Here is a 23361-nt window from a genome sequence, read left to right as displayed (position 1 = left end):
GCTCAGAAGATCGGCGGGGCATCCTGCCGCAGAAAGCGCAGGATGCGGCTCACCACGGTTCGCGCCTGTTCCTGCTGCACCCAATGCCCCGCGCCTTCGATGAAATGCATCGCGCGAAGATTCGTGCAAGCGCGCTGGCGCATGGCTTCGAGATCGCCCGGTCTCTGATAACAGCCCCAGTCGCTGCTTCCCGCGATAAAGCACGCAGGCACGTCGATCGTGCGGCCCGACCACAGCCGCAAGCGCGCGGCCTGCCGTTCGTCGCCGCTCGCTCGGTACCAGTTCAAACCACCCTGGAATCCCGTGCGCGCGAATTCGCCGGCATAGACGTGCAGTTCGGCGTCGTCGAGCCATCCACATGATGCGATCTGTTCGGGCGACGGCATGTACTGCGCGACGGTCGCCGGCATCGTCTGATCGGCGCGCATCACGTAATACGCGGGCAGCAACGCGAGTTCTTCAACAGCGGGCGCGACGAGCGGATGCGGCCGATTGCCGGACCAGTCCGCGCTCTTGACGTGCCAGTACGCACGCAAAAAATCGGCAAGTCCTTGCGGCGCATGCCACATGTCATCGTTAGCCTGCGGCTCGCTGAAATAGCGTTGATAGTACTTGCGCGGCGGATCGAGCGAGGCAAGCGCGTCCAAGGCATCGGCCATCGTGGGGGAAGGCGCATCGTCGAACTGGAAACGCGGCGGCCCTGCGAACGGCGCACTCATCATCACCAGCGAGCTGAACACATCGGGCCGGATGAGCGCGCACCACGCTGCCACGAAGGAGCCGAAATCATGGCCCACGACAGCGGCAACGGACGTATGGCCCAGTGCGAAAACGAGGCCCAGTGTGTCAGCGACGAGGTTCGGCATGGCGTAATCGGCGAGATCCGCAGCGAAGCTCATGTCCGCCCCGCCGGTTCTGCCAAAGCCTCGCTGGTCGGGCGCGACAACGTGAAACCCCGCGTCCGCGAGCGGTTTCATGACCTTGCGCCAGCTATAGGCCAGTTCGGGAAAGCCGTGAAGCAACACGATGCACGGCCTTTGCGGCGTGTCGTACCCCGCTTCCAGCATATGCATCGACAGGCCGTTGCCATTATCGACAAAGCGCGCACGCACGCCGTCGGGCAAGGGCAAAGCGGGCAAGGTCTCACTCATGCGCGGCTCCTTTTGGCGAGAGCAACATCATGCCATTTCCGTTAGGCGCTCAAGCGCTGCACGCTTTAACATGACAGATCATGGTGCATTTTCGTGCACATTTAGCGCCTCTTTCCGGAATCATTACTCATGACAACTCCGTCCTCCCGCCGCCGCGCCGCCTTCAAAGAACTGGTGAACGCACGCCGTGGTCTGCTTCTGCCCGGCGCATTCAATGCGATGAGCGCGAGCCTCATCGCGGACCTCGGCTTCGAAGCCATCTACATCACGGGCGCGGGCGTCACGAATATGTCGCTCGGCATGCCCGATCTCGGCTTCATGGGACTGGCGGAAATCGCCGAACATACGAATCGAATTCGCGATGTGGTGGATCTTCCCCTTGTCGTCGATGCCGACACGGGCTTCGGCAATGCGCTCAATGTACGCCATACGGTACGTACGCTGGAGCGCGCCGGCGCCGATGCGATTCAACTGGAAGATCAGGTGATGCCCAAGAAATGCGGCCACTTCGCGGGCAAGAGCGTCATCTCGACAAGCGAGATGCTTGGCAAGATACGCGCCGCCGTGGACGCGCGGGAGGACGAGAACTTCCAGATCATCGCGCGCACCGACGCTTGCGCGGTACACGGGTTCGATGCCGCCATCGAGCGCGCGAACCAGTTCGCCGAGGCAGGCGCGGATATTCTCTTTATCGAAGCGATCGAAACGCAGGAGCAGATCACGTCGCTGACGCAGCCCGTCGCCGCGCCGCAACTCATCAATATCGTGATTGGCGGCAAGACGCCTGTCACGGGCCGCGACGAATTGCAGAACCTTGGCTTCAGTCTCGTGCTTTACGCGAACGCCGCTTTGCAAAGCGCGGTGCGCGGCATGCAGACCGCGCTGACCGCGCTCAGGCAACAAGGCAAACTGGATGAAGACCCCGCTGTCGTCGCGCCGTTTTCGGAACGCCAGAGGCTCGTCAATAAGCCTCTTTTCGACGAACTCGACCGCAAATACGCGGCGGATTGAGACTTAGCGGGAATACATTGCGTTCCAGTCCGCCTGCGACACGCGATTGCCGGATTGCGTCGCGCCGCCCGCAGTGCCGCCGTATGCCGTCGCGCCGTTGCGTGCGGCCAGCTTCGCTTCGGCCGCTTGAACGGCAGCCGGATAGTGCGCCTGGTCGCCGTCGCCGGCGTGGTAGCCGACGCTTTGCAAATCGGCCAGTTCCGCACGCACCTGCGCACGCGTGATCTGACTGCCCTCTGCAAACGACAGGGCGGGAACAGCAAAAACGGTGGCGACGACGACTGCGCGAATCAAAGACTTCATGACCAATACTCCAAAGGTTTCAGGGCTTGCCTGGGCGCTTGCCGCTCAGGCAGTGACCGAAGTCTAGGCGCGTGGTCGTTTGGGGTTAACCCCTAAACCAGGAAGGGAGCCTTCATCACGCGCGCACAATGCGTCGCAAGAGGCTTGAGCCGAATTTTGCTATGCTCGCCTTCGCAAGAAGACACCTCATGGCGCATGGCGCTCAACGAAATCAGGAGATTGCAGATGGCAAAAGGCTATTGGGTTAGCGCATACCGCAAGATTGCGAAGCCCGATCAGGTCGCTGAGTATTCGAAGCTCGCAACGGTAGCGATCAAGGAAGGCGGCGGCCGCGTGCTGGTTCGCGGCGTGGCGTCGACCGTGCAGGGCGCGGGCGTGGCAGAGCGCACGGTGCTCGTCGAATTCGATTCACTCGATCAGGCGCTCGCCGCGTTTAATGGCGAGAAGTATCAGGAAGCGTTGAAGGTGCTCGGCGATGCATGCGAGCGCGACTTCCGCGTGGTAGAAGGCGTCGAGTAACACGCGACGACGCGATGGCGGCGCGCTCGAGCCGCCATCGCAATCCTTTGTGCTTCACTGACCGGGCGCGTATAGATCGAGCAGACGCAAGGTCACGCCGTTCGTCCATCCGAAGCCGTCTTGCAGCGGATATTCACCGCCCCCTCCCCCGCCGGTACCCGTGCCTTCCACGACGTATTTCTCCACCAGCTTCTGCTCGGTCGCATAGACGTGATTCACGTCAGACAGGAAGCGCGTGCCGATTTGCTGCGCGAGATCGCCGCGACCATAGCGCCGCAAACTTTCGACCGCGATCCAGTGCAGCGGCGCCCAGCCGTTGGGCGCATCCCACTGCTGCGCCGTATTGAAGGTGGTTGTCGTCAGGCCGCCCGGCTTGAGCAGTAGCGTTTCCACCGTGCGCGCCGTGGCGTGCGCGCGTTCGGGCCATGCGGCCCCTGCAAACAAGGGATAAAGCATCGCGGCCGACGGGTTGTTGCGCGGCTGACCCAGTTGCCAGTCATAGTCGCCGTAGTAGCCGTTGGTGTTCCACAGATACGTGTTGATGCCGATGGCGCGCTTTGCCGCCTTGCCGATGAACTCCGCGACACAACCGAAGTCCCGCGCCTCGCCGCAGCCGCGCGCAATCGTCGTCTCGAGATGGAACATCAGGCTGTTCAGATCCACGGGAACAATGGATGTCGTGCGGATGGTGGCCAGCGTCTGATTGTCGCCGAACCATCGCGAGCTGAAATCCCAGCCGCTTTCCGCTGCCGCACGCAGATCGCGATACACCTCGTTCGCGGGACGGCTCGGAACCGTGCTGGCTGTCTGGACGTCTTCGAGATACGACTCGTCGCGCGGCGTGTCGCGTTCGTCCCAATAGCGGTTGAGCACGGTGCGATCCGGCAGCATGACCACGTTGCGCACGGCGGCGCCCGGTTGCAGCGAATGCGCGCCTTGCATCCAGTAGCCATATTCGCGGCGCATTTGCGGCAAATACTTCTGATAGACGCGCCCGCCCTCCTTATGCGCGGCAAGCTCGACCATGTACGAAAAGAACGGCGGCTGCGAACGGCTCACATAGTACGTGCGATTGCCGTTCGGAATATGGCCGATGGTGTCGATCAGATATGCGAAGTTGTCGAGCATGTTATCGACGAGATCTTCGCGGCCGGCCTCCTGAAGGCCCAGCATCGTGAAATAGGTGTCCCAGTAGTAGCCCTCGCGAAAGCGTCCGCCCGGCACGACATACGGCTTGGGCATTGGAATCAGCGTGCTGTATGGCGGCACTGTCGCCGAGTTCCGCGTGAGTTCGGGCCATAGCCAGTCGATGTGCTGGCGCAAGCTCTGATTAGGCGGCGGCGTGATCACCTGATCCGTCGGCGGCGTGAAATACTGCGCGACAAATGCGGAGAGGCTAAAGCCCGGAACGATGCGCTGTTGCAGATAGAGTTGATTGATTTGCGCCGGGTCCATCTTCGGCGTTGCATCGACAAAGGTCTTTTGATCGGGATAGATCTGCTGCGTTTGCACTGCAACGAAGAGCTCGCCATACAGTTCGCTCGGCGGCGGCGGCACGACATAGCTGCTTTGCGCATCGGCATAAGCGACGCTCGCTGCGCCAAGCAAAGCCCACGCGCCGAGCAGGCGGCGCGCGTTCAACGGAAAGTGCTGCGACGCGTCAAGCGTCATGCGATACCGCGACAGTACGATCATGCTCACTCCTTCAAAGGGTGATGAACCGGACTGGTCTCGCTCGTGCCGCGCTGTTTGAATTGGAAGTTGCAGCAGGGCGAAGCATCGCATGCGGCGCACGGTCATGGCAACCGGCGCACTGGCGCTCTTTGACCGTGAGGTCGAAAGATGCTATTACGACGGGGCTTCGCGCGCGGCACAGGCTGGACTTCACGCGCGAAAGCCTTCCGTAAAGACATTGGCTGCAAAGCCGATGTCACGTCAGCCTCAAGGTCACCGTGAATCCAACGACAACTCTCGCTTCGTGGTCGCCTCACGACACACAACTTCTGATTGCGTGCGCTATTGGTCTCGCGATCATCATCGTCTCGATCAGTGCGCTCAAGATCGCGCCGTTCCTCTCCATTCTCGTCGGCACGTTCGCTGCGGGTTTCACCGCGCATCAACCGCTCGAAGCCATTGCGCAAGCCTTTAGCAAAGGCGCGGGCGCGTTGTTGGGCGATGTCGGCATCATCATCGCGCTCGGTTCCATGCTCGGAGCGTTGATGGCTGATTCGGGCGCAGCGGACAGGCTCGTCACCACGTTGCTCGAACACTCCACGCCGCGCCGCCTGCCGTGGATGATGGCGTTCGTCGCGATCATCGTGGGCTTGCCGCTCTTCTTCGAAGTCGGTCTCGTGATGATGGTGCCGATCATCTTCGTGATGGCGCGCCGCTCGAAGCAGCCCATCTTGCGCATCGCCATACCCGCGCTCGCCGGCATGACGACATTGCACGCGCTGCTGCCGCCGCATCCGGGCCCGCTGATCGCGGTGAGCGCGTTGCATGCTGACCTGGGCCTCACACTCGGTCTCGGCTTGATCGTGGCGTTGCCCGCGGTCATTCTCGCGGGACCGTTGTACGGCATGTGGCTTTCCAGGCGCCTGCATGTGGAAGAACCGGACGCAATCGGCAAGCTCTTCACCGAGCATGCCGACAGCACCTCCACGCCAGGCTTCGCGATCTCGCTCATCACCATTCTGCTGCCCGTCGTGTTGATGCTGGGCCGCACCGTCGCGAAGCTCGCGCTCACCAAGGACACATTGCTTTACGACATGCTGGATTTCGTCGGCGAGCCGCTCGTTGCGTTGACATTGACGGTGCTGTTCGCCATCGTCGCGCTGGGTTGGTCACGCGGCATGGCGCGTGAACGTGTGGGCGGCATTCTGCGCAAGAGCCTGCCGCCTATCGCGGCGCTGTTGCTCACCATCGGCGCGGGCGGCGGTCTCAAGCAGATGCTCGTCACAGCCGGCATCAGTGGGACGATCGGCAAGATCGCCGTCGGCGCGCATATGCCGCTGATCCTGCTGGCATGGCTGATCGCGGTCGCGCTGCGGCAGGCCACCGGCTCCGCGACGGTTGCCACGACGACGACCGCCGGCATCGTCGCGCCCGTCGTCGGGTCGTTGAGCGCGACGCATGACTCGCTGATGGCGCTTGCAATCGGCGCGGGCTCCGTGTTCTTCTGCCATGTCAACGACGCCGGCTTCTGGATGGTCCGCGAGTACTTCGGCCTCAAGCTCAAAGAGACGGTCGCGGTGTGGTCGGTGCTGCAGACCATCGTGTCGGTCGTCGGTCTTGCTTTGACCTTGCTGCTCTGGAACGTGCTGACTTGAATCAGGGCGCGCATCAGCGCACGCCGAACTTCCACACCGTCACTTCGTGATACTCGTCGCCGGGCCTGAGCTCGGTCGACGGAAACGAAGCATGATTCGGCGAATCCGGGAAATGCTCGGCTTCGAGCGCGAACGCGTCCGTCTGACGATACGCCGTGCCCGATACGCCCACCGCACTGCCGTTGAGCCCGTTCGCGGTATAGAACTGCAAGCCCGGCTGCGTTGTATAGACATCGAGCACGCGGCCGCTTGCGGGATCGTACGCGCGCGCCGCGAACGACGGCTCGCCGTCATGCTGGCTGCTCTTGTTCAGCTTGAAGTTATTGTCGTAGCCGCGTGCGTAGCGCAATTGCGGAAACGCCGAACGCAAGCGCGCGCCGATCGGCGTCAACGCGCGTAGATCGAGCGGCGTGCCTTCGACGGATGCGATCTCGCCCGTCGGAATCGAATCGGCGCGCGTCGGCGTATAGCTCGACGCAGCGATCATGATGAGCTGATTCTCGACGCTCCCGCTACCCTCGCCCGCCAGATTGAAATAGCTGTGGTTCGTGAGATTCACGACGGTGGGCTTGTCCGTTTTCGCGCGATAGTCGATACGCACTTCGTTGTCGTCGGTGAGCGTGTAGGTCACGTCGACCGTGAGCGTGCCCGGAAAACCATTCTCGTTGTCGGGGCTCACGTATCGCAGTTGCACGCCTGCGCCATTCCCGTTCTGAAACGTGCGAACGACCGTCCAGACCTTTTCGTCGAAGCCGTGCGGGCCGCCATGCAAGGTATTGGGCGGATCGTTGATCGGCAATTGATACGTGTGTCCGTCGAGCGTGAAGCGGCCTTGTGCGATGCGATTCGCATAACGGCCGATCAGACTGCCGAAGTGAATGTCGCCGTTATACCGCTCATAGTCGGCGAGCGACGCGAAGCCGAGTACGATATCCGCGCGACGCCCGCGTCTGTCGGGAACGTCTATCCGCGTGACGATGCCGCCGTATGTGATGCAGCTGATCGAGACGCCGCGCGCGTTGGCGAGCGTGTATTGCACGACCGGTTGGCCCTGCTGCGTGGCGCCATAAGGCGAAGACGTGACCGTGGCCGCACTCGTCGCAAGTGGCAATGCAGCGGCGCATAGGGCGGCGAAGCTTCGGAAAAACGGTGTCATGGCTTGGGGAACGCAGAGACAAAGTTTCGGTTAAGCATCGCCTATGCCCACGCCTCGCGTATCTACTGCCAGCGGGCACGTTCGATGCAAGCAGATCACGATGCCTATGCGTTTCGTCTCTCATCCTGAGGAGCATGCCATGACACAAGAAACCGAACGTTCGACTCCCCCTAAGCAAACGTCCGACGACGAAAACACTGCCGACCGCCGGCTGAGCGATGAACAAAAACAGAACCTGACGAACGAGCCCGCGCCACCGACAGGCGCCGGCAAACCCTTGCCCGATCCGAACGATGTCGGCGAGGACGGCTAACTAATTCCCGCAGCGCGCAACTCGGCGTGCCCTGACGCGTCGTGCTGCGCTGTGCTATTCGTACAATGTTCGAAGCATCGTCACAAACGACACTGCGCTGCGTCCGGCGATAACCTCGCCGTTCAACCGAAGCAAGGACGCTCATGCACGATCCTGCTCACTTCTTGCCGTCGTTCGTATGGCGCGCGGCGCGCGACGGACTCATCCAGTACGCCAATCCGTGGGCGTCCCGCTATCTCGGCATTGCGTCGGACGATTTAATCGGCCGGCATTGGCAAGATTTTGTTCACCCCGAAGACGAACGCATGGTCCTCGACGCGCTGAGGCAGATGCGCGACGGCATGCTGCTTCGCAACGTCGATGTGCGTCTCTTGCGCGTCGACGGCGCGTTCCGCTGGCATACGCTGCATTTGCAGGCGCGCCGCGACGAAGACGGGCGCATCGGCGATACGGTAGGCGTTGCCATCGACATTCACGAGTGCCGTCATGCATGGGCGCTTTACGAAGCGAGCGAGCGGCGCTTGCAGGCGGCCTTCGCGGGCGCGCGCATGGGCGCGTGGGAGTGGGACATGAAAGAGCGCGTCGTGCGCATGACGGCACAGCTCGCGGACATGTACTCGTTTCCGCCGGGTACCGAATCCGTGATGCTGTCGGAAATCTGGGACCGCGTCGCGCCCGACTATCGCGAGCCGTTTCAACGCAAGCTCGCCGATGCACTGCGTTATGGCGGCCCGTTCGAATTCGACTTCATGCTCGACTGCAATCGCGACGGCAATCCCGCCTCGCGACGCTGGCTTCGCATGCGCGGCAATCCCGAGTTCGACGCGCAAGGCGTCCTCACGCGCGTGCATGGCGTGAGCTTCGATATCAGTCAGCAACGCGCGGACATGGAGCGCCTGAGCTTGAGCGAACGGCGTTATCGCGCGCTCGTCGAATCGACCGGGGCGCTTGTCTGGTCCGCCGATGCGAACGGCGAAATCCGCCCTTCCGGCGGCGAATGGGAGATGTTTACCGGCGAGCGGCGCGACCGGCTGTCGCGTTGGGGCTGGCTCGATTTCATTCATCCCGACGATCGCGAGCGCACGCATCAGGCATGGCTCGAAGCGTTGCAGCAAGGCGGCCCGCGCACACTCACCTTTCGCATGTATCGCCGCGACGGCGCCTATCGCATGGTTCAGGCGCACGCCGCGCCGCTCTACGACGATCGCGGCAAGCTACAGGAATGGTTCGGCACGACAACGGACGTCACGCCGCAGTATGAAGCGCAAGCGGCCATCGAAGCGCGCAGCCTGCGTCTGACGGTTGCCATGCAAGCGGCGAAGATCCACATCGTCTCGCTGGAACTGGCGAACTGGACCATGCTTTTCGAAACCAGTGTCGAGCATCGGGCCGATCAGGCCGAAACGCTCACTTACGAAGCGGCACTGGCACGCATTCACCCCGACGATGCGCCCACTTTGGACCGTTACGTGCGGCGCCTCGCCTCCGGCGAAGATCCGCACGAACAGTTCGAATTTCGCGTGCAGAACGTGCATGGCGAGCAATGGATGCAAGGCAGCGCCTTGCTTCAACGAAGCAAGGACGGCAAGCCGCTGCGCATCATCGGCAGCCTGATCGACATCACAGACCGCAAGCACATGGAACTGGTGCTGCGCGAATCGGGCCGCCGCAAGGACGAATTTCTCGCCATGCTCGCGCATGAGTTGCGCAATCCGCTCGCGCCCTTGCGCACGGCCATCGCGCTGCTGCAAAAGGACGAGGCGCTTTCATCGCAGACGAACGATCTGATCGAACTCATGCGCAGACAGGTCGAACACATGACGCGCATCGTCGATGATCTTCTGGAAGTGTCGCGCATCACGCAGGGACGCATTGCACTGAAGCGCGAGCCCGTGCTCGTCGGCACCGCTGTTTATCACGCGGTCGAAGCGATCGCGAACATGGTCGAATCGCGCGGTCAGCACATTCAGGTCGATGTGCCCGACGCGACCACCTGGGTATGCGGCGACGTCACGCGGCTTTCGCAGATTCTCGTCAACGTGCTGAATAACGCGAGCAAGTACACGCCCGAAGGCGGCGACATTTCAGTCAGCGTGCAAGCCGATCAGGAATGGGTGTCCATCGTCATCGCCGATACCGGCACGGGCATTTCAGCGGACCTCTTGCCGAAAGTGTTCGAACTCTTCTCGCAAGGCGAGCGCACACTGGACCGCTCGAATGGCGGGCTCGGTATCGGTCTGTCGCTCGTCAAGAAGCTCGTGGAAATGCATAAAGGAACGATCACCGTGCAGAGCCCCGGGCCCGGGCTCGGCACGACGGTCAATGTGCGCTTGCCGCGCCTGCATCATCACGAACGGCACTCGGCGCTCGCGCTCTCCGAGAGCAATGCGCTGGAAACGCATGCCGCGCTGCGCATCCTCGTCGTGGACGATAACCGCGACGCCGCCGATTCGCTTGCGATGCTGTGCGAATCCGAAGGACATATCACACGCGTGGCGTATTCGTCGGAAGAGGCGCTGTCGGCGACCGCTTTTCAGGCCGATGTCGCGTTGCTCGATATCGGCTTGCCGGATATCGACGGCTACGAACTCGCGCGACGTCTGCGGCGCAAGGGCGACAGCGCGCCGCTGCTCATCGCCATCACGGGTTATGGGCAGACCGACGACCGCTTGCGCGCACAATCCGCGGGATTCGACTATCACTTCGTCAAGCCGGTCAACGTGGAAAGTCTGCTCAAGCTGCTGTCTTCGCTGACGGTCACACGACGCCCGGAACGGTGATTGCTTGGTGCACGGCATCGCAACCCAGATGGAGGACGCATGGCCGAGCAACATAAACCCGGTGAGAAAGTACAGACCTCGGGAATCTATCGCGTCGTGAAAGAAGGCGACGGCGGCTCCGCTTTCGAGGTGACGTGCGTGGAAGGCGAGCACTTCCCGCCGACGCGAAGCGGCAAGGGCGCACGTTATGAACTCGTGCATGCCGCGACGCACTCGCACAAGCATGGCGAGCTCGGCAGCGCAGACCAGTGAGCTTATCGGCGGCGCGCGAGCGTCGTTCTTCATCATGCGAGGAGATTGCAATGAACCCTGAACCATCCGATCCGGTCGAGCGCGCGGACAAGCGTCGCGAGGCCATCGGCGAAGGCGACGTGAAGGAAAAGCCGGACGGCACGATCGAGCAACGCGGGCATGGCAGCATGGACCCGACGCTCGTTCCGAAAGGCAAGGACCATCCTGAGCAAGGGCCTTATACGCCTGAGGACGACCATATCGACCCCGACGTCGATCCGGACGCAAGCAGCGACCATCCACGCAGCAAGCCGGATTCGGAAGCCTGAGCGGCGGCGCGAGCGCATCCCGCATAATGTGCGCTCGCTCATTACTCAGACCGCATCATGCAGATTCTCGTCGATGCCGACGCGTGCCCCGCTGTCGTGAAAGACATGCTGTTTCGCGCGGGGCCGCGCGCCAAGGTCAGCGTGACGCTGGTCGCCAACCAGTTCCTGCGCACGCCGCCCTCGCCCTATCTCAAGGCCGTGCAAGTGCCTTCGGGTTTCGATGTCGCGGATGCGCGCATCGTCGAGATGGTTGAAGCGGGCGATCTCGTCATCACCGCCGACATACCGCTCGCGGCCGCGATACTGGCGAAAGGCGCGCATGCACTCGACCCGCGCGGCGAGTGGTTCAGCAAGGACAACATCGAGGAACGATTGACCATGCGCGCCATGATGGACCAGTTGCGCAGCACGGGCGTCGCGACGGGCGGACCTTCGCCTTACAGTCCGCGCGATGGCAAAAGTTTCGCGGCGCAGCTCGACAAGTTTCTCGCGCGTCAGCGCAGCGTCAACTAGCGACGACTGCGCTCAAGGATGCGGACCTTCGCTCTCGCGCTCCGTCATGCGGCGATTATCGTTCGAGTTATTGTTGAAGTGATCGGGGTACACCTTGCCGACAAGCGAGTCATACTCGGCTGGTTGCGCTTTAACGATGGCCTGAAGCATCTTGATGAACGCATTGCCGTCTTCGAGGTTATCGACGATCACGCGCGCCGTTCTCAGCGAGATCGATTCCATGAGGGGCGGCGCCGTGCCGTCGTCCAGCTTGAAGCGAAAACGGTGAATCTCGGCCGATGATGCGTCCGCCGGTACTTCATGCGAGATGATCGTAGCTTTCATATCTTTGGTTTCAGAATCCCTTTCTGCTGGTCTCGTAGCAATAAGCAAACCAAGTCGGCATGTGATGTGCTGACTGTCATCGCCACCAATGAGCACGGAGGACACATGACAAGCGAAAGTTTTTCATTCAAAGGCTACGACGTCACGGTGAGCATCCAGCAGAACGAGATGGGCGACTGGGTGCCGCACATCGCCGCATTGCACAACGGGACGCCTGCGGAACTGCCCGATGTCGAACCGACACAGCCGAGCTGGGCGACGCGTGAAGAGGCGCTGCGTGCGGGCGTCGAGCGGGCGCATCGTCTGATCGAACGCTATTGCTTGGGCCACGACGACCAGCATACCGATGACGGCACGAAGCGCGAGTTCTGAGGCGTGGAACGCGGTATGCGTCATTGTCAGTCCCTAACCACGTTAGAAAGGAGCAAAGCAATGCCATCGTCGAAGCAGGGCAATTCGAATCCGACCAACCCGCGTAACGATCAAGGAAAGGCGCAAGGCCAACAGCAGCAGAATCAGCAAAAGCAGCCGATGCATCAAGGCGGCCAACGGCAGCCGTGATCGTGTTTAGAAGCGAGATGAAGCCGCCCCGCTTGTCAGGTCAAACCCGCACGGGGCGGTGCTAACGAATGCGTTTTGCAGGAGACGCGTCCATGAGAGCGCAAACAGTGATCGGGGCAGTCGCCCTGTGTGTGTCGGGCACCGTGCTGGCCGCCGGAAGCGGCAGCGGAAGCCCGGGTGCCGGGCCTTCCGCGGACACGTCGGCAGCGGGCCGCAGCGGCGCCGGCCAAGGGCCTGCGTCCAGCATGCAGCCGCCAACACCGGGAGGCGGAACCGGCGGTGCAGGCGACGGCATGCGTTCGCCCGGACAAGGGTCGGCAGGCGGAATGCAGCCGATGCTCAAAAGCGGCAGCGGCAGCACGACGAATCGGCCCGGCGCGCCGTCCACGACAAACGGCGGCGCTCAGGGTCAGTAGATCGGGCCGAATGTTGGCTGCGAAATGACTAAGCGGCATACTTCGTCAGCAAGCCCCATCGAGGCTCTTACGGAGACGTCATGCCCACCACGCCCATCAGCCGCTATCCCGTTCCGAACCCTCAAGACTGGCCCGACGACATACGCACGCACATCGTCGAGGTGCAGGACAAGGCCGGTTTCGTTCCCAATGTGTTTCTCACGCTTGCGCACCGGCCGGAAGAATTCCGCGCATTCTTCGCGTACCACGATGCGTTGATGCTCAAGGAAGGCGGCCTCACCAAGGGCGAGCGCGAGATGATTGTGGTGGCGACAAGTGCCGTCAATCAATGCCTCTATTGCGTCGTCGCACATGGCGCAATCTTGCGCATCTATGAAAAGAATGCGCTGGTGGCGGATCAGGTCGCGGTCAATCATCGCAAGGCCGACATCACGCCGCGCCAGCGGGCGATGCTCGATTTCGCGCTCAAGGTGTGCCGCGAGTCGGGCGCGGTAGACGACGCCGACTTCGCCGCGCTTCATGCCCACGGCTTTAGCGACGAAGACATCTGGGACATTGCGGCAATCACTGCGTTCTTCGGGCTGTCGAACCGCATGGCGAATGTCATGTCGATGCGGCCCAACGACGAGTTCTACCTGATGGGCCGCGTGCCCAAGGAGCGCTGAACGCGCGGCGCGCGCAACACGCCGAGCGCCCCATCGGCGCTTCCTGGTAAACCCGATATAGCACGCTCACACCTGAAAATTTCTCAGCATTAGTTGAACCGAACTGCGTTGATCGCCGCGCCGAACACGACGACACTGCCTCCACACCGAACAAACCAAGGAGACGGCAATGTTGCTCGACAATCGTGTAGTGATCGTCACGGGCGCGGCTTCGGCGCGCGGCATCGGCAAGGCCACCGCGAAGGCGCTGGCGGCGCAAGGCGCACGCATCGTCATTCTCGATCTGCGCGAAGCGGATGCGCAAAGCGCCGCACGCGATATCGGCGAGGGCCACCTCGGCCTCGCGTGCGATGTCACCGACAAGGACGCCTGCGTCGCCGCCGCCAACGCGACGATAGAACAATATGGGCGCATCGACGCGCTCATCAATAACGCCGGCATCACGCAGCCGATCAAGACGCTGGAAATCAGCGGCGCTAACTTCGACGCGGTCATCGATGTCAACCTGCGCGGCACGCTGTACATGTCGCAAGCGGTCATCGGGCAGATGAGAAAGCAGCAGAGCGGCAGCATCGTGTGCATGTCGTCGGTATCGGCGCAGCGCGGCGGCGGCATCTTCGGCGGTCCGCATTACAGCGCGGCAAAGGCAGGCGTTCTCGGCCTCGCCCGTGCGATGGCGCGCGAATTCGGCGCCGATCATATCCGCGTGAATTCCATCACGCCGGGCCTCATTCAGACCGACATCACCGGCGACAAGCTCACGCCCGACATGCGCGCGGACATTATCAAAGGGATTCCGCTCGGCCGGCTGGGCGATGCCACCGACATCGCCAATGCGTGCCTCTTTCTCGCAAGCGATCTGTCGAGCTATCTCACCGGCGTCACGCTGGACGTCAACGGAGGCATGCTGATTCATTGACGTCGCATGCGTTCGCGCGATTGCGCAACGCATGCAGCGCACCCGGATAAACCGGGGCGTAACGCCAGTCATGGCAGGAGACAAACATGAAACCTCGCTTTACCGCACCGCCGCTCGCGGCGGACATCTCATCTCCGGCCGACTCGGGCACATTCGAGGCAAAGACCTATGCGAAGGTCGGACGCCGCCTCATTCCGTTTCTGATGCTGTGCTATCTCGGCGCCTATTTGGATCGCGTCAACGTCGGCTTTGCGAAGCTGCAAATGCTCAACGACCTGCGCTTCTCCGAAACGATCTATGGCATCGGCGCGGGCATCTTCTTTCTCGGCTACTTCCTCTTCGAAGTACCGAGCAACGTGATACTGCACAAGGTGGGCGCGCGCAACTGGCTTGCTCGCATCATGCTGACATGGGCGGTGATTTCCGCGAGCTTCGTGTTCGTGAAGTCGCCCACGATGTTCTATTTCCTGCGCTTCCTGCTTGGCGTGGCGGAGGCAGGCTTTGCGCCCGGCGTCATTCTCTATCTGACGTACTGGTTCCCCGCCGCGCGCCGCGCTAAAGCGTTGTCCCTGTTCTTCATGGCGATCCCGCTTGCAGGCATCATCGGCGGCCCGCTTTCCGGTTACATCATGCATGCGCTTCAGGGCGTGCACGGACTTGCCGGATGGAAGTGGCTCTTCGTGCTCGAAGCGTTGCCGTCGCTCGTGCTCGGCGTCGTGATTCTCTTCTATCTCGACAATGGCATTGCAAACGCAAAGTGGCTGACCGATGCAGAAAAGACGCTCCTCGCTCGCAACGTCGAGAAGGACAACGCGCAAAAGCAGGAACATGTGTCCATCCGCGCATTCATCGGCGACCGGCGTTTGTGGCTCATGGCGGCCATCTACTTCTGCGTCGTGCTGGGTCAATACGGCCTCACGTTCTGGCTGCCGACCATCGTGCGTCGTGCGGGCGTGGCGGACCCGCTGTGGGTCGGCATCTTCACCGCGATTCCTTATCTGTGCGCCATCATCGCGCTGCCGCTGATCGGTGCGAGCGCCGACAAGCGCCGCGAACGCCGCCTGCATCTCGCGATTCCGATGCTGATCTCCGCCGCCGGGTTCGCCACCTTGCCGATGCTCGGCAGCGTGGGCGCATCGATCGTGTGTGTGAGCGTGGCCGCTGCGGGCATCCTCGCTTCGTCGTCGCAATTCTGGTCGCTGCCGACTGCCGTGCTCGGCGGAATGTCGGCGGCGGCAGGCATCGCCGCGGTCAACTGCTTCGCCAATCTCGCGGGCTTTTTCTCGCCCGCCATCGTCGGCTGGCTCAACGACTTCACGGGCAAATCCACTGCGGGCCTCATCTTCATCTCGGCTGCGGTCGTGGTCGGTGCGGCGCTGGTTTTCCTCGTGCCCGCCAAGACGGTCAATCGCTAAGCACTCTACTCATCACTTCAAGGAGACACACATGAGCAGTCCCGTTATCGAGGAGGTGACGCTCGCCGAGCGCGCCTATCGCATTCGCCGCAACGCCCTTCTGATGGGCGAAGTACAAGGTCAGGGGTATATCGGTCAGGCGCTGGATATCGCCGACGTGCTGGCAGTGAGTTACTTCGGCGCGATGAACTATCGCCCCGAAGATCCCGAATGGGAAGAGCGCGACCGCTTCCTGCTGTCGAACGGTCACTATGCAATTGCGCTGTACGCGGCGCTTTTCGAAGCCGGCATTCTGCCGCAAGAGGAACTGGAAACCTATGGCAGCGACGACAGCCGCCTGCCGATGTCCGGCATGGCGAGCTATACGCCCGGCATGGAGATGTCGGGCGGCTCGCTGGGCCAGGGCCTCACGATTGCAGTGGGCCGCTGTCTCGGGCTCAAGCGCAAGAACTCCAAGTCGTTCGTCTATACGCTCTTCTCCGATGGCGAGCTCGACGAAGGCGCGATCTGGGAAGGCTTGATGTCCGCCGCGCACTGGAAGCTCGACAACCTGATCGCGATGATCGACGTGAACAATCAGCAAGCCGATGGTCCGTCTTCACAGATCATGGCATTCGAGCCGCTCGTGCCGAAGCTCGAAGCGTTCGGCTGGTATGTGCAGCGCGTGAACGGCAACGATATCGACGCCGTGAAGCAAGCCTTCGACAACGCGCGCAATCTCAAGGAAGCGAAGCCGCGCATCATCGTATGCGATACGAAGATGGGCTGCGGCGTGCCGTTCCTCGAACAACGCGAGAAGAATCACTTCATCCGAGTCGACGCGCACGAGTGGAAGCTCGCGCTGGAAGCACTCGAATCAGGCCGTCAGGCCGGGTAAGCTCAGAGGAGAACAGCATGAGCACCATCGAAAAGAAACCCCGTTTGAAGACCTCCGCGATGATCGCGTCGATCGCCGGCGAAGGACAAGTCACGCGCTCCGCGCCGTTCGGCCACGCGCTCGCGGAACTGGCACGCACGAAGACGAACGTGATCGGCATGACGGCCGATCTCGGCAAGTACACGGACCTGCATATCTTCGGCAAGGAATTTCCGGAGCGTTATTACCAGATGGGCATGGCCGAGCAGTTGTTGATGGGCGCGGCCGCCGGCTTCGCGCATGAAGGTGCGCAACCTTTCGTCACGACGTATGCCGTCTTCGCGACGCGCCGCGCCTATGACTTCATTCACCAGACGATCGCGGAAGACAATCTCGACGTGAAGATCGTCGCCGGGCTGCCGGGACTTACGACGGGCTATGGCCCGAGCCATCAGGCCGCCGAAGACCTCGCGTTGATGCGCGCGATGCCGAACATGACGGTCATCGATCCGTGCGATGCGCTCGACATCGAACAGATGGTGCCGGCCATCGCCGCGCACAAAGGGCCGGTCTACGCGCGCCTCCTGCGCGGCAACGTGCCCGCCGTGTTGGACGAATACGGCTATCGGTTCGAACTCGGCCGCGCCAAGATGTTGCGCGACGGTTCCGACGTGCTCATCATTTCATCCGGACTGCTTACGATGCGCGCGCTCGAAACAGCGAAGGCGCTCGAAGCCGACAACGTCGACGTGGCCGTGCTGCATGTGCCGACCATCAAGCCGCTCGACACCGAAACGATCATTCGTGAAGCGCGGCGCGCGGGCCGGCTCGTGGTGGTGGCGGAGAATCATACGGTGATCGGCGGTCTCGGCGAAGCGGTCGCGTGCACGCTGCTCAATGCCGGCGTGACGCCCGCGTTCAAGCAGATCGCGCTGCCCGATGCGTTCCTAGATGCGGGCGCCCTGCCTACCCTTCACGATCGTTATGGCATTTCCACGAACGTGATGACGAGCACCATCAAAAGCTGGCTCGACTAAGGCGCGATGCGGCCGCGTGCAGGCTTCTTTGCGCGCGGCGCATCCTTTCCGACAGGCGCATTCGTGCCTGTCATCTCTTCCATCCATGAGAGCGTGTCGACGTAGGCCAGGAAGTGCTGCAAGTACTCCGGCGACGCCTCACGCATCAATTCAAGCGACCGATGCACCAGGCTGCTCGAATTGAGCGGTCCCGCGTTCTTCGGCACTTTCTGCTGCGATTCGCGCAACTGCCGCTCGGCGCTGACCTTCGACCAGACCGCCCGGAAGAACTCCAGCAATGACTCATGCGAAGAATGCGTGGCCGCGTGAAGCGCCATGTCATCGAGCAAGGCGGCGAGCGGTCCTTTCGACGTATCAGCTTGTTGCGTACGTTCGGCTGCTGCCTGAGAAACGGTACACGCGTATTCGTGCAACAGCGATGACAAGCGCGCGTCGATGATGCGTCTCGCCTCGCCTTCATGCTCGATGGCGCGCCGCGCCAGCGCCTCGATGAAGCGATAACGCACCGGATTCACGCGATTCTCACCGCGCGCCCGCCATGCGTCGAGCATCGCGCGGGCATCCATGCCGTCATCCACGAGGCTTCACCAGCGAATTCGTCGGACGCGGCACGGCGGATATCTCGACGCGTCGGTTTTTCGCGCGGCCTTCGTCGTCGGCATTGGAACTGACGGGCTGCTCCGAACCAAAGGCCGCCGCGAATACCGACGACGGCGCCACGCCTGCATCGATCAAGGCGCGCGTCACGGTCAACGCGCGCTTGGCCGAAAGTTCCCAGTTATCCGCGAACCGGCGATTGCCTTCGCGCACCTGCTGGTCATCGGCGAAACCGCTCACCATGAGTACTTGATCGTGCGTGCCGAGATAGGCGGACAGCGGTCCTGCAAGGCTCCTGAGCACGTCACGCCCCTGCGGTTGCAGTTGATCCGAATTCAATGCGAAAAGCACGTTGCCGCTGATGCCGATGCGCCCGTTCACGAGCGTCACGCGCCCTGACGCGAGCGGCCCCGCCAACGCCTGTTCGAGCGTCTTGCGTCGCTGCGCTTCTTGCTGCCGTTCCTTCACGGCTTGTTCGAGTCTGGTCGAGAGCTGCAACTGCACGCCGATGACCGCGACCAGGATCAGCACGAACGCGCCGAGCAGGACCGACATCAAATCCGCGAAAGCGGCCCAGATCGGCGCGGCGCTTTCGATGCCGCCGTCGAGTTCTTCGTTCATGCGCGCGCTCCGGCCAACTCGCGCTGTCCGGCAATGCGCTGCAAGTCCTCGACGATCTGCTTCTGCGACATGACGCTCAGGTCGATGACTTCGCGCGCCTGCGCGACGTAGTACGCAAGCTGCTCGTCGCTGCGCGAGAGCGTCTTGTCGAGGGCGGTTTCAATCCGCTGCAGATGCGTGACGAGTGTCTCGTTCGCCGCGCCGAAGGACTCGACCGCCGCGCCCAACGCCTCGCCGAGGCTCGCCACTTCCACGGCGCTGCCCGTGACCTGCGCCGCCACCGCGCCGATCTTCGCGCCTTCGCTTTCGACCTTCTCGCTGAACTGCGTGCCTGCACGGGAAAGCAGATCGGCCGATGTGGAAATGAGCGCATCGACGGCCGTGCGTTGTTCGGTGGACGCGAGATTCACCGCATTGAGCAGCGTCTCCAGCGTCGCGAGCAAGCGGCTGCGCTCCTCCAGCACGGCGGTGTCGCGGACCATCGAATCGGAGAGCATCTGCCGCATTTGCGCGACGACCTCCGCCGCGGCCTTCGGCGCTTCGGATGCTGCCTGCATGAGCCGTTCGATTTCAGCGATGAGACCGCTCGCGTGCGAACGCGATGCGTCCGACATGTCGCGCGCGGTGCGTTCGAGCGTCTCGCAGATTTCCTGCTGTCGGCGCTCGACGAATGTGCTCGTCTGCTTCCATTCGTCGCGCAAGGTCGAGGACACCGCGCCGAGCGCATCCGTCCACGCGTTCAGGCGGGCATCATGGTTCGATGCAAGCTGCGTTGCGAGCTTCGCATGGGCGTCATCGACCGAACGCAGAAGCGATGCGGAGTGGGCTTCGAAGCGTTCGGCCGCCGCGTCGAGTGCGCCTCGGTGCTGCGCGGCGAGTTGTTCGCCCGCCTGCTGTTGCGCGGCAAGCGCGCTGCGCCAGGCGTCCGACATGCCGGCCGACGTGCTGTCGAGCCGCGACGACAGTCCTTCGAGCAGGTCGCCCGCGCGTGCTTCGAAACGGCTGGCGAACCCATCGAGCGAAGCGCCCGTTTGCACGGCCAGCGCGGTGCTCGCCTGCTCGTGCTTCGCTACCGAGTCGTACAACGCGGCAGCGATCTTCCCGACGCAATCATGCAGTTCAGTCGATACGCCACTGATGTGCGCCGCCATGCCTGCAACAAGGTTCTGTGACCGCTCGTCCGCCGCTTGCGTGAAGCGATCCAGCGACGCGCCCGTCTGCGCGACGAGCGTGGCGCTCGCCTTTTCGTGCGTGAGAAGCGCCGCGTTCAATCTTTCCGCCGTCTGCTCGACCGAACTCTGCAATGCACCGGAGACGCCGCTCATGCGCGACGACACATCTGCCAGCAGCGTCGACGACCGCTGTTCGAAGCCTTCTGCAAAGCGGTGGAGCGATGCATCCATCTTGTCGACAAGCGCCTCGTTGGATGCCTGATGCCCTTGCAGCGAGCGATCCCAGATACCCGCGATCTTCTGCGCCGATGCCTCGAAGCCGCTCGACAAACCATCGAGCTGCCGCATGACGGCTTCTTCGATACTGCCGTGCAGCGTCTTTGCTTCGCGCGTGATGCCGTCCATCGTGGCCTGCATCACGGGCTGCAACGCGGCGCTGGCCGCACGCGCGCTGTCCGCCACGCTCTGCTTCAACGACAGTTCCACGGATGTCGCGAGACGCCGATACGCTGTCTCCGTGTTCGCATGAAACGCGGCCTGATTCGCGAGTTGCCGCTCGTTCGCGGCGACGCTCTGCTGTTCAATGGCGCTCATCATCGCGTGCAGACGATCGACGAGCTTCGGCATGATTTCGGTCTGACGCTGGAGCAGCCGGAACGTCTCTTCGCGTTGATGTGTCTGCGTGAAAGGCCGCAGCGTGGTGGCCGTTTTCATGTCGAGCAACTGCGTGACGTGCAGGCGTTCGCGACGGCATAGCGTGGAAAGCAGCCCGAGCATGGCCGACGTTGCGACGCCCGCGATCGACGTACCGAACGCAAAGCCCAGGCCCGTGACCGGCGCGGCGAGCGATGCGCGTATGGCCGCGAGATCGGTCGAGCTTTCGAGGGCCGCGCCCGTGCCGCGCAATGTCGCCACCATGCCGAGCAGCGTGCCTAGCATGCCGAGCAACACCAGCAAGCCCGCAAGATACGGCGCGAGCGCGGGACCGGGCAGCGCGGTGCGTTCCCCTTCGACGCGCGAGCGCACGGCATTGCGCAGACCCGCCGGCACCTGTTCGAGCCACGACGCAAGGCTCATAGGCGTCGTGTTCAATGCGCCGACCGCGCTGGCAACCTCACGCGTCGTTTGCTGATAACGCTGCAATTCCGAGGCGCCCACGAGATAGCACGCGCCGATCACGAGCGTGACGGCCAGCGCCAGTGCATTCGAGCCGATATAACCAATGGCTATACCGCAGACGGCCAGAAGGCCCACGAGAAAGACAGCTACATTCAGAAGATATCGGGGCATAGCGTTCAGTGAGCGGTTTGACATGCCGCGAGCAAACCATCGACCGGTTGGAAACGGACGTGCAGTTCCGCGAGCAGGACGCTTTGCATGTCCTGTTCGAAGATGGCGAGCCAGGCGGCTGCATCGTCGGAAGAAGCCTGATGTGCGCTGCGCATGCGCCGGAAGTGCTTGCCGAGGAGCGCGGGCGCTTGCGCCAGCAGCGAGCGTTCGCGTGCGGCCAGCGCCTGCTCCATCACGGCATCGACGACGGCAAGACGCGCCATGCGGCCCGATCTGGCCGCGAGCGCCGCGCGCAGACGAGCGCGCAGCGCGCCGATCTCCGACTCCATCGCCTGTTGCAGCGACAGATATCGCTGGCGATAGACGGCGTACTCGACGGCCAGATCCGGCAAAGGCGCCGGGACCGGCGCGCGACGCCGGTGAGCGTTGGAGGCGTTCGCCCTGTCGCCGACGATGGCGCTCGTCAGCGACGCACGCACGCGCGCGCAGCCTTCCTCCTCGCCGTCCGATGCGGATCGCGCGCCCGGGATGGCGGGCGGATCGCCGCTGAGCGCGGTGGACAGCGCGATGGCGTCGGTCCATCCGAGCCACTGGCTCAGGCGGTCCGACAGCGAGGAACCGGGTGCGTAGACATCGAGATCGGCGAACCGCGCGAGCAGGCGCACGAGCGCCGGGCCGCTGATCGCCGTGCGCGTGGGGGCTTGCACGATAACACCGCAGGCAAAAACCCGTTAGTTTACACGGTGCGGGTCGTCTGCCTAGTTTCGAGGCGTTTTTGTCAAAGTGTGCGGCTCTTGAAAGCGCGCCGCCGTCACACCGCCCGCTTGCTGCGCCTGAACTGGTCGAACAGCACCGCGAGCAGCAGAATGCCGCCGCGAATGAGGTATTGATAGAACGTCGGCACGTTGAGCAGGCTCATCGCGTCCTGCACCGCGCCCATGATGAGCACGCCGACGAGCACGCCGGAAATGGTCGCGACGCCGCCCGTCAGCGATACGCCGCCCAGCACGCACGCGGAAATCACGCCGAGTTCGAGCCCGACCGATGTTTTCGGATCGCCGAGACTCATGCGCGAGGCGAGCATCACGCCCGCGAAGCCGGTCACGAGCCCTTGCAGCACGAACACGGTGATCTTGATGCGCGTCACCGGCAGTCCCGCGAGCACGGCCGCCTCGCTGTTGCCGCCCACCGCCAGCACGTTCTTGCCGAACACCGTCTTCTTCAGCAAGAAGCCGAACACGACGAAGCCGATGATATTGCTCCAGATCGGATACGAGATGCCGAGGAACGAACCGCCGCCGAGATCGAAGAACCGCTCCTCGGAAATCATCACAGCGTCGCCGTTCGACGTGAGGAACGCGAGCCCGCGCACGGCTTCCATCATCGCGAGCGTCGCGATCAGCGAATTGATCTTGAAGCGCGCGATCAGCACGCCGTTCACGAGTCCGACCGCGCCGCCCGCGAGCACGCCCGCCGTGATGCCGAGCGTGACGCTATGCGTCGCGGTGATGACCGTCGATGCCATCACGCCCGCGAACGCGACGATGGAAGCCACCGACAAATCGACCTCGCCGAGCGCGAGCACGAACATCATCGTGACCGAGATGGAGCCGATCAGCGTCACCGAAAGCAGCAGCCCCTGAATATTGCGTGGCGTGAGAAAGCCGGGCACCGTGACGGAGAGCGCGGCGAACAGCACCAGGAACACCACGACGATGCCCGACTTGTTGATGAGATCCCACATGCGCGCCTGCGAAGGCGCGATGGGCGCGTGAGCATCGCTCGTGGAGGAAGTGCCTGGAGTTTGCATGGCTTGACTCATGTCTTGTTCGTCTTTCTGGGGCCGCCGCCGG

At 62.8% G+C, this 23361-nt stretch carries 25 protein-coding genes; 15 read left to right on the top strand and 10 right to left on the bottom strand.

The window, feature by feature from the left end; all coding sequences use genetic code 11:
* Nucleotides 1–2: 2 nt before the first annotated feature.
* Nucleotides 3–1151, bottom strand: coding sequence for an alpha/beta fold hydrolase (locus GV035_RS01410; RefSeq protein ID WP_159832758.1), 1149 nt, complete (start codon nucleotides 1149–1151; stop codon nucleotides 3–5).
* A 129-nt stretch (nucleotides 1152–1280) separates the two neighbouring features.
* Here GV035_RS01410 and GV035_RS01405 point away from each other — a divergent pair, with 129 nt between their 5' ends.
* Nucleotides 1281–2162, top strand: a complete 882-nt coding sequence (locus GV035_RS01405; protein ID WP_159832757.1) for an isocitrate lyase/PEP mutase family protein — start codon at nucleotides 1281–1283, stop codon at nucleotides 2160–2162.
* Nucleotides 2163–2165: 3 nt separating this feature from the next.
* Here GV035_RS01405 and GV035_RS01400 read toward each other — a convergent pair whose 3' ends face one another.
* Nucleotides 2166–2465 carry a DUF4148 domain-containing protein gene (locus tag GV035_RS01400; RefSeq protein ID WP_159832756.1) on the bottom strand — a complete coding sequence of 100 codons (300 nt, stop codon included), beginning with the start codon at nucleotides 2463–2465 and terminating at the stop codon, nucleotides 2166–2168.
* 225 nt (nucleotides 2466–2690) lie between these two features.
* Here GV035_RS01400 and GV035_RS01395 point away from each other — a divergent pair, with 225 nt between their 5' ends.
* Nucleotides 2691–2984, top strand: coding sequence for a DUF1330 domain-containing protein (locus GV035_RS01395; protein WP_159832755.1), 294 nt, complete (start codon nucleotides 2691–2693; stop codon nucleotides 2982–2984).
* 54 nt (nucleotides 2985–3038) lie between these two features.
* Here GV035_RS01395 and treA read toward each other — a convergent pair whose 3' ends face one another.
* Nucleotides 3039–4679, bottom strand: coding sequence for an alpha,alpha-trehalase TreA (gene treA / locus GV035_RS01390; protein WP_159832754.1), 1641 nt, complete (start codon nucleotides 4677–4679; stop codon nucleotides 3039–3041).
* Nucleotides 4680–4936: 257 nt separating this feature from the next.
* Here treA and GV035_RS01385 point away from each other — a divergent pair, with 257 nt between their 5' ends.
* On the top strand, nucleotides 4937–6313 hold the full coding sequence (locus GV035_RS01385) for a GntT/GntP/DsdX family permease (protein WP_159832753.1): 1377 nt from the start codon (nucleotides 4937–4939) through the stop codon (nucleotides 6311–6313).
* A 13-nt stretch (nucleotides 6314–6326) separates the two neighbouring features.
* On the opposite strand, the gene GV035_RS01380 is transcribed toward GV035_RS01385, so the two are convergent.
* Complete coding sequence (locus GV035_RS01380) at nucleotides 6327–7469, bottom strand: aldose epimerase family protein (protein ID WP_159832752.1); 1143 nt, start codon at nucleotides 7467–7469, stop codon at nucleotides 6327–6329.
* 139 nt (nucleotides 7470–7608) lie between these two features.
* Between GV035_RS01380 and GV035_RS29010 the strand changes: the two genes are divergently transcribed.
* From GV035_RS29010 to GV035_RS01360, 5 genes are all read left to right on the top strand, one after another.
* Nucleotides 7609–7782 (top strand): hypothetical protein, encoded by a 174-nt coding sequence (locus GV035_RS29010; RefSeq protein WP_201303884.1) that lies wholly within the window; start codon nucleotides 7609–7611, stop codon nucleotides 7780–7782.
* Nucleotides 7783–7925: 143 nt separating this feature from the next.
* Entirely contained in the window at nucleotides 7926–10562 is a 2637-nt protein-coding gene (locus tag GV035_RS01375; RefSeq protein ID WP_159832751.1) for a PAS domain-containing hybrid sensor histidine kinase/response regulator, read from the top strand.
* 39 nt (nucleotides 10563–10601) lie between these two features.
* A complete protein-coding gene (locus GV035_RS01370) occupies nucleotides 10602–10814 on the top strand; it encodes a hypothetical protein (RefSeq protein ID WP_159832750.1) in 213 nt (70 codons plus the stop codon).
* A gap of 50 nt (nucleotides 10815–10864) precedes the next feature.
* On the top strand, nucleotides 10865–11122 hold the full coding sequence (locus GV035_RS01365; protein ID WP_159832749.1) for a hypothetical protein: 258 nt from the start codon (nucleotides 10865–10867) through the stop codon (nucleotides 11120–11122).
* Between the two features lie 57 nt (nucleotides 11123–11179).
* Nucleotides 11180–11635 (top strand): YaiI/YqxD family protein, encoded by a 456-nt coding sequence (locus GV035_RS01360; protein WP_159832748.1) that lies wholly within the window; start codon nucleotides 11180–11182, stop codon nucleotides 11633–11635.
* A 12-nt stretch (nucleotides 11636–11647) separates the two neighbouring features.
* Here GV035_RS01360 and GV035_RS01355 read toward each other — a convergent pair whose 3' ends face one another.
* A complete protein-coding gene (locus GV035_RS01355) occupies nucleotides 11648–11959 on the bottom strand; it encodes a hypothetical protein (protein ID WP_159832747.1) in 312 nt (103 codons plus the stop codon).
* Between the two features lie 105 nt (nucleotides 11960–12064).
* Here GV035_RS01355 and GV035_RS01350 point away from each other — a divergent pair, with 105 nt between their 5' ends.
* From GV035_RS01350 to GV035_RS01325, 7 genes are all read left to right on the top strand, one after another.
* Nucleotides 12065–12331 carry a DUF6566 family protein gene (locus GV035_RS01350; RefSeq protein WP_159832746.1) on the top strand — a complete coding sequence of 89 codons (267 nt, stop codon included), beginning with the start codon at nucleotides 12065–12067 and terminating at the stop codon, nucleotides 12329–12331.
* A gap of 60 nt (nucleotides 12332–12391) precedes the next feature.
* Entirely contained in the window at nucleotides 12392–12520 is a 129-nt protein-coding gene (locus GV035_RS29675; RefSeq protein WP_268892223.1) for a hypothetical protein, read from the top strand.
* A 496-nt stretch (nucleotides 12521–13016) separates the two neighbouring features.
* A complete protein-coding gene (locus GV035_RS01345) occupies nucleotides 13017–13601 on the top strand; it encodes a peroxidase-related enzyme (RefSeq protein ID WP_159832745.1) in 585 nt (194 codons plus the stop codon).
* A 169-nt stretch (nucleotides 13602–13770) separates the two neighbouring features.
* Complete coding sequence (locus tag GV035_RS01340; protein ID WP_159832744.1) at nucleotides 13771–14520, top strand: SDR family NAD(P)-dependent oxidoreductase; 750 nt, start codon at nucleotides 13771–13773, stop codon at nucleotides 14518–14520.
* Between the two features lie 86 nt (nucleotides 14521–14606).
* Entirely contained in the window at nucleotides 14607–15935 is a 1329-nt protein-coding gene (locus tag GV035_RS01335) for an MFS transporter (protein WP_159832743.1), read from the top strand.
* Nucleotides 15936–15966: 31 nt separating this feature from the next.
* On the top strand, nucleotides 15967–16812 hold the full coding sequence (locus GV035_RS01330; RefSeq protein WP_159832742.1) for a transketolase: 846 nt from the start codon (nucleotides 15967–15969) through the stop codon (nucleotides 16810–16812).
* Between the two features lie 17 nt (nucleotides 16813–16829).
* The gene (locus tag GV035_RS01325; RefSeq protein WP_159832741.1) at nucleotides 16830–17828 is read left to right on the top strand and encodes a transketolase family protein; all 999 of its coding nucleotides are present in this window, start codon (nucleotides 16830–16832) and stop codon (nucleotides 17826–17828) included.
* On the opposite strand, the gene GV035_RS01320 is transcribed toward GV035_RS01325, so the two are convergent.
* The 5 genes from GV035_RS01320 to araH all read right to left on the bottom strand — a co-directional run bounded on the left by GV035_RS01320 (nucleotide 17825) and on the right by araH (nucleotide 23330).
* A complete protein-coding gene (locus tag GV035_RS01320) occupies nucleotides 17825–18394 on the bottom strand; it encodes a DUF2894 domain-containing protein (RefSeq protein ID WP_159834909.1) in 570 nt (189 codons plus the stop codon). The two genes, GV035_RS01325 and GV035_RS01320, sit on opposite strands and share 4 nt — an antisense overlap.
* 4 nt (nucleotides 18395–18398) lie before the next feature.
* Nucleotides 18399–19046, bottom strand: coding sequence for an OmpA family protein (locus GV035_RS01315; RefSeq protein ID WP_159832740.1), 648 nt, complete (start codon nucleotides 19044–19046; stop codon nucleotides 18399–18401).
* Entirely contained in the window at nucleotides 19043–21508 is a 2466-nt protein-coding gene (locus GV035_RS01310; protein WP_159832739.1) for a DUF802 domain-containing protein, read from the bottom strand. The genes GV035_RS01315 and GV035_RS01310 overlap by 4 nt, the downstream gene beginning before the upstream one ends.
* Before the next feature lie 5 nt (nucleotides 21509–21513).
* On the bottom strand, nucleotides 21514–22218 hold the full coding sequence (locus GV035_RS01305) for a DUF3348 domain-containing protein (protein ID WP_159834908.1): 705 nt from the start codon (nucleotides 22216–22218) through the stop codon (nucleotides 21514–21516).
* A gap of 101 nt (nucleotides 22219–22319) precedes the next feature.
* Nucleotides 22320–23330: an L-arabinose ABC transporter permease AraH gene (gene araH / locus GV035_RS01300; RefSeq protein WP_159832738.1), complete on the bottom strand. Its 1011-nt coding sequence runs from the start codon at nucleotides 23328–23330 to the stop codon at nucleotides 22320–22322.
* Nucleotides 23331–23361 lie beyond the last annotated feature (31 nt).

The organism is Burkholderia sp. 8Y, from assembly GCF_902506145.1.
Taxonomy (GTDB): domain Bacteria; phylum Pseudomonadota; class Gammaproteobacteria; order Burkholderiales; family Burkholderiaceae; genus Caballeronia.
Note: the sequence above shows the minus strand (reverse complement) of the source record. Positions and strands in the feature narration are given on the sequence as shown.

Excerpts from the sequence above, each read along its gene's own strand:
- GV035_RS01410 (WP_159832758.1), bottom strand. The coding sequence starts at position 1,151 with ATGAGTGAGACCTTGCCCGCTTTGCCCTTGCCCGACGGCGTGCGTGCG.
- GV035_RS01405 (WP_159832757.1), top strand. The coding sequence starts at position 1,281 with ATGACAACTCCGTCCTCCCGCCGCCGCGCCGCCTTCAAAGAACTGGTG.
- GV035_RS01400 (WP_159832756.1), bottom strand. The coding sequence starts at position 2,465 with ATGAAGTCTTTGATTCGCGCAGTCGTCGTCGCCACCGTTTTTGCTGTT.
- GV035_RS01395 (WP_159832755.1), top strand. The coding sequence starts at position 2,691 with ATGGCAAAAGGCTATTGGGTTAGCGCATACCGCAAGATTGCGAAGCCC.
- treA (WP_159832754.1), bottom strand. The coding sequence starts at position 4,679 with ATGATCGTACTGTCGCGGTATCGCATGACGCTTGACGCGTCGCAGCAC.
- GV035_RS01380 (WP_159832752.1), bottom strand. The coding sequence starts at position 7,469 with ATGACACCGTTTTTCCGAAGCTTCGCCGCCCTATGCGCCGCTGCATTG.
- GV035_RS29010 (WP_201303884.1), top strand. The coding sequence starts at position 7,609 with ATGACACAAGAAACCGAACGTTCGACTCCCCCTAAGCAAACGTCCGAC.
- GV035_RS01375 (WP_159832751.1), top strand. The coding sequence starts at position 7,926 with ATGCACGATCCTGCTCACTTCTTGCCGTCGTTCGTATGGCGCGCGGCG.
- GV035_RS01370 (WP_159832750.1), top strand. The coding sequence starts at position 10,602 with ATGGCCGAGCAACATAAACCCGGTGAGAAAGTACAGACCTCGGGAATC.
- GV035_RS01365 (WP_159832749.1), top strand. The coding sequence starts at position 10,865 with ATGAACCCTGAACCATCCGATCCGGTCGAGCGCGCGGACAAGCGTCGC.
- GV035_RS01360 (WP_159832748.1), top strand. The coding sequence starts at position 11,180 with ATGCAGATTCTCGTCGATGCCGACGCGTGCCCCGCTGTCGTGAAAGAC.
- GV035_RS01355 (WP_159832747.1), bottom strand. The coding sequence starts at position 11,959 with ATGAAAGCTACGATCATCTCGCATGAAGTACCGGCGGACGCATCATCG.
- GV035_RS01350 (WP_159832746.1), top strand. The coding sequence starts at position 12,065 with ATGACAAGCGAAAGTTTTTCATTCAAAGGCTACGACGTCACGGTGAGC.
- GV035_RS29675 (WP_268892223.1), top strand. The coding sequence starts at position 12,392 with ATGCCATCGTCGAAGCAGGGCAATTCGAATCCGACCAACCCGCGTAAC.
- GV035_RS01345 (WP_159832745.1), top strand. The coding sequence starts at position 13,017 with ATGCCCACCACGCCCATCAGCCGCTATCCCGTTCCGAACCCTCAAGAC.
- GV035_RS01340 (WP_159832744.1), top strand. The coding sequence starts at position 13,771 with ATGTTGCTCGACAATCGTGTAGTGATCGTCACGGGCGCGGCTTCGGCG.
- GV035_RS01335 (WP_159832743.1), top strand. The coding sequence starts at position 14,607 with ATGAAACCTCGCTTTACCGCACCGCCGCTCGCGGCGGACATCTCATCT.
- GV035_RS01330 (WP_159832742.1), top strand. The coding sequence starts at position 15,967 with ATGAGCAGTCCCGTTATCGAGGAGGTGACGCTCGCCGAGCGCGCCTAT.
- GV035_RS01325 (WP_159832741.1), top strand. The coding sequence starts at position 16,830 with ATGAGCACCATCGAAAAGAAACCCCGTTTGAAGACCTCCGCGATGATC.
- GV035_RS01320 (WP_159834909.1), bottom strand. The coding sequence starts at position 18,394 with ATGGATGCCCGCGCGATGCTCGACGCATGGCGGGCGCGCGGTGAGAAT.
- GV035_RS01315 (WP_159832740.1), bottom strand. The coding sequence starts at position 19,046 with ATGAACGAAGAACTCGACGGCGGCATCGAAAGCGCCGCGCCGATCTGG.
- GV035_RS01310 (WP_159832739.1), bottom strand. The coding sequence starts at position 21,508 with ATGCCCCGATATCTTCTGAATGTAGCTGTCTTTCTCGTGGGCCTTCTG.
- araH (WP_159832738.1), bottom strand. The coding sequence starts at position 23,330 with ATGAGTCAAGCCATGCAAACTCCAGGCACTTCCTCCACGAGCGATGCT.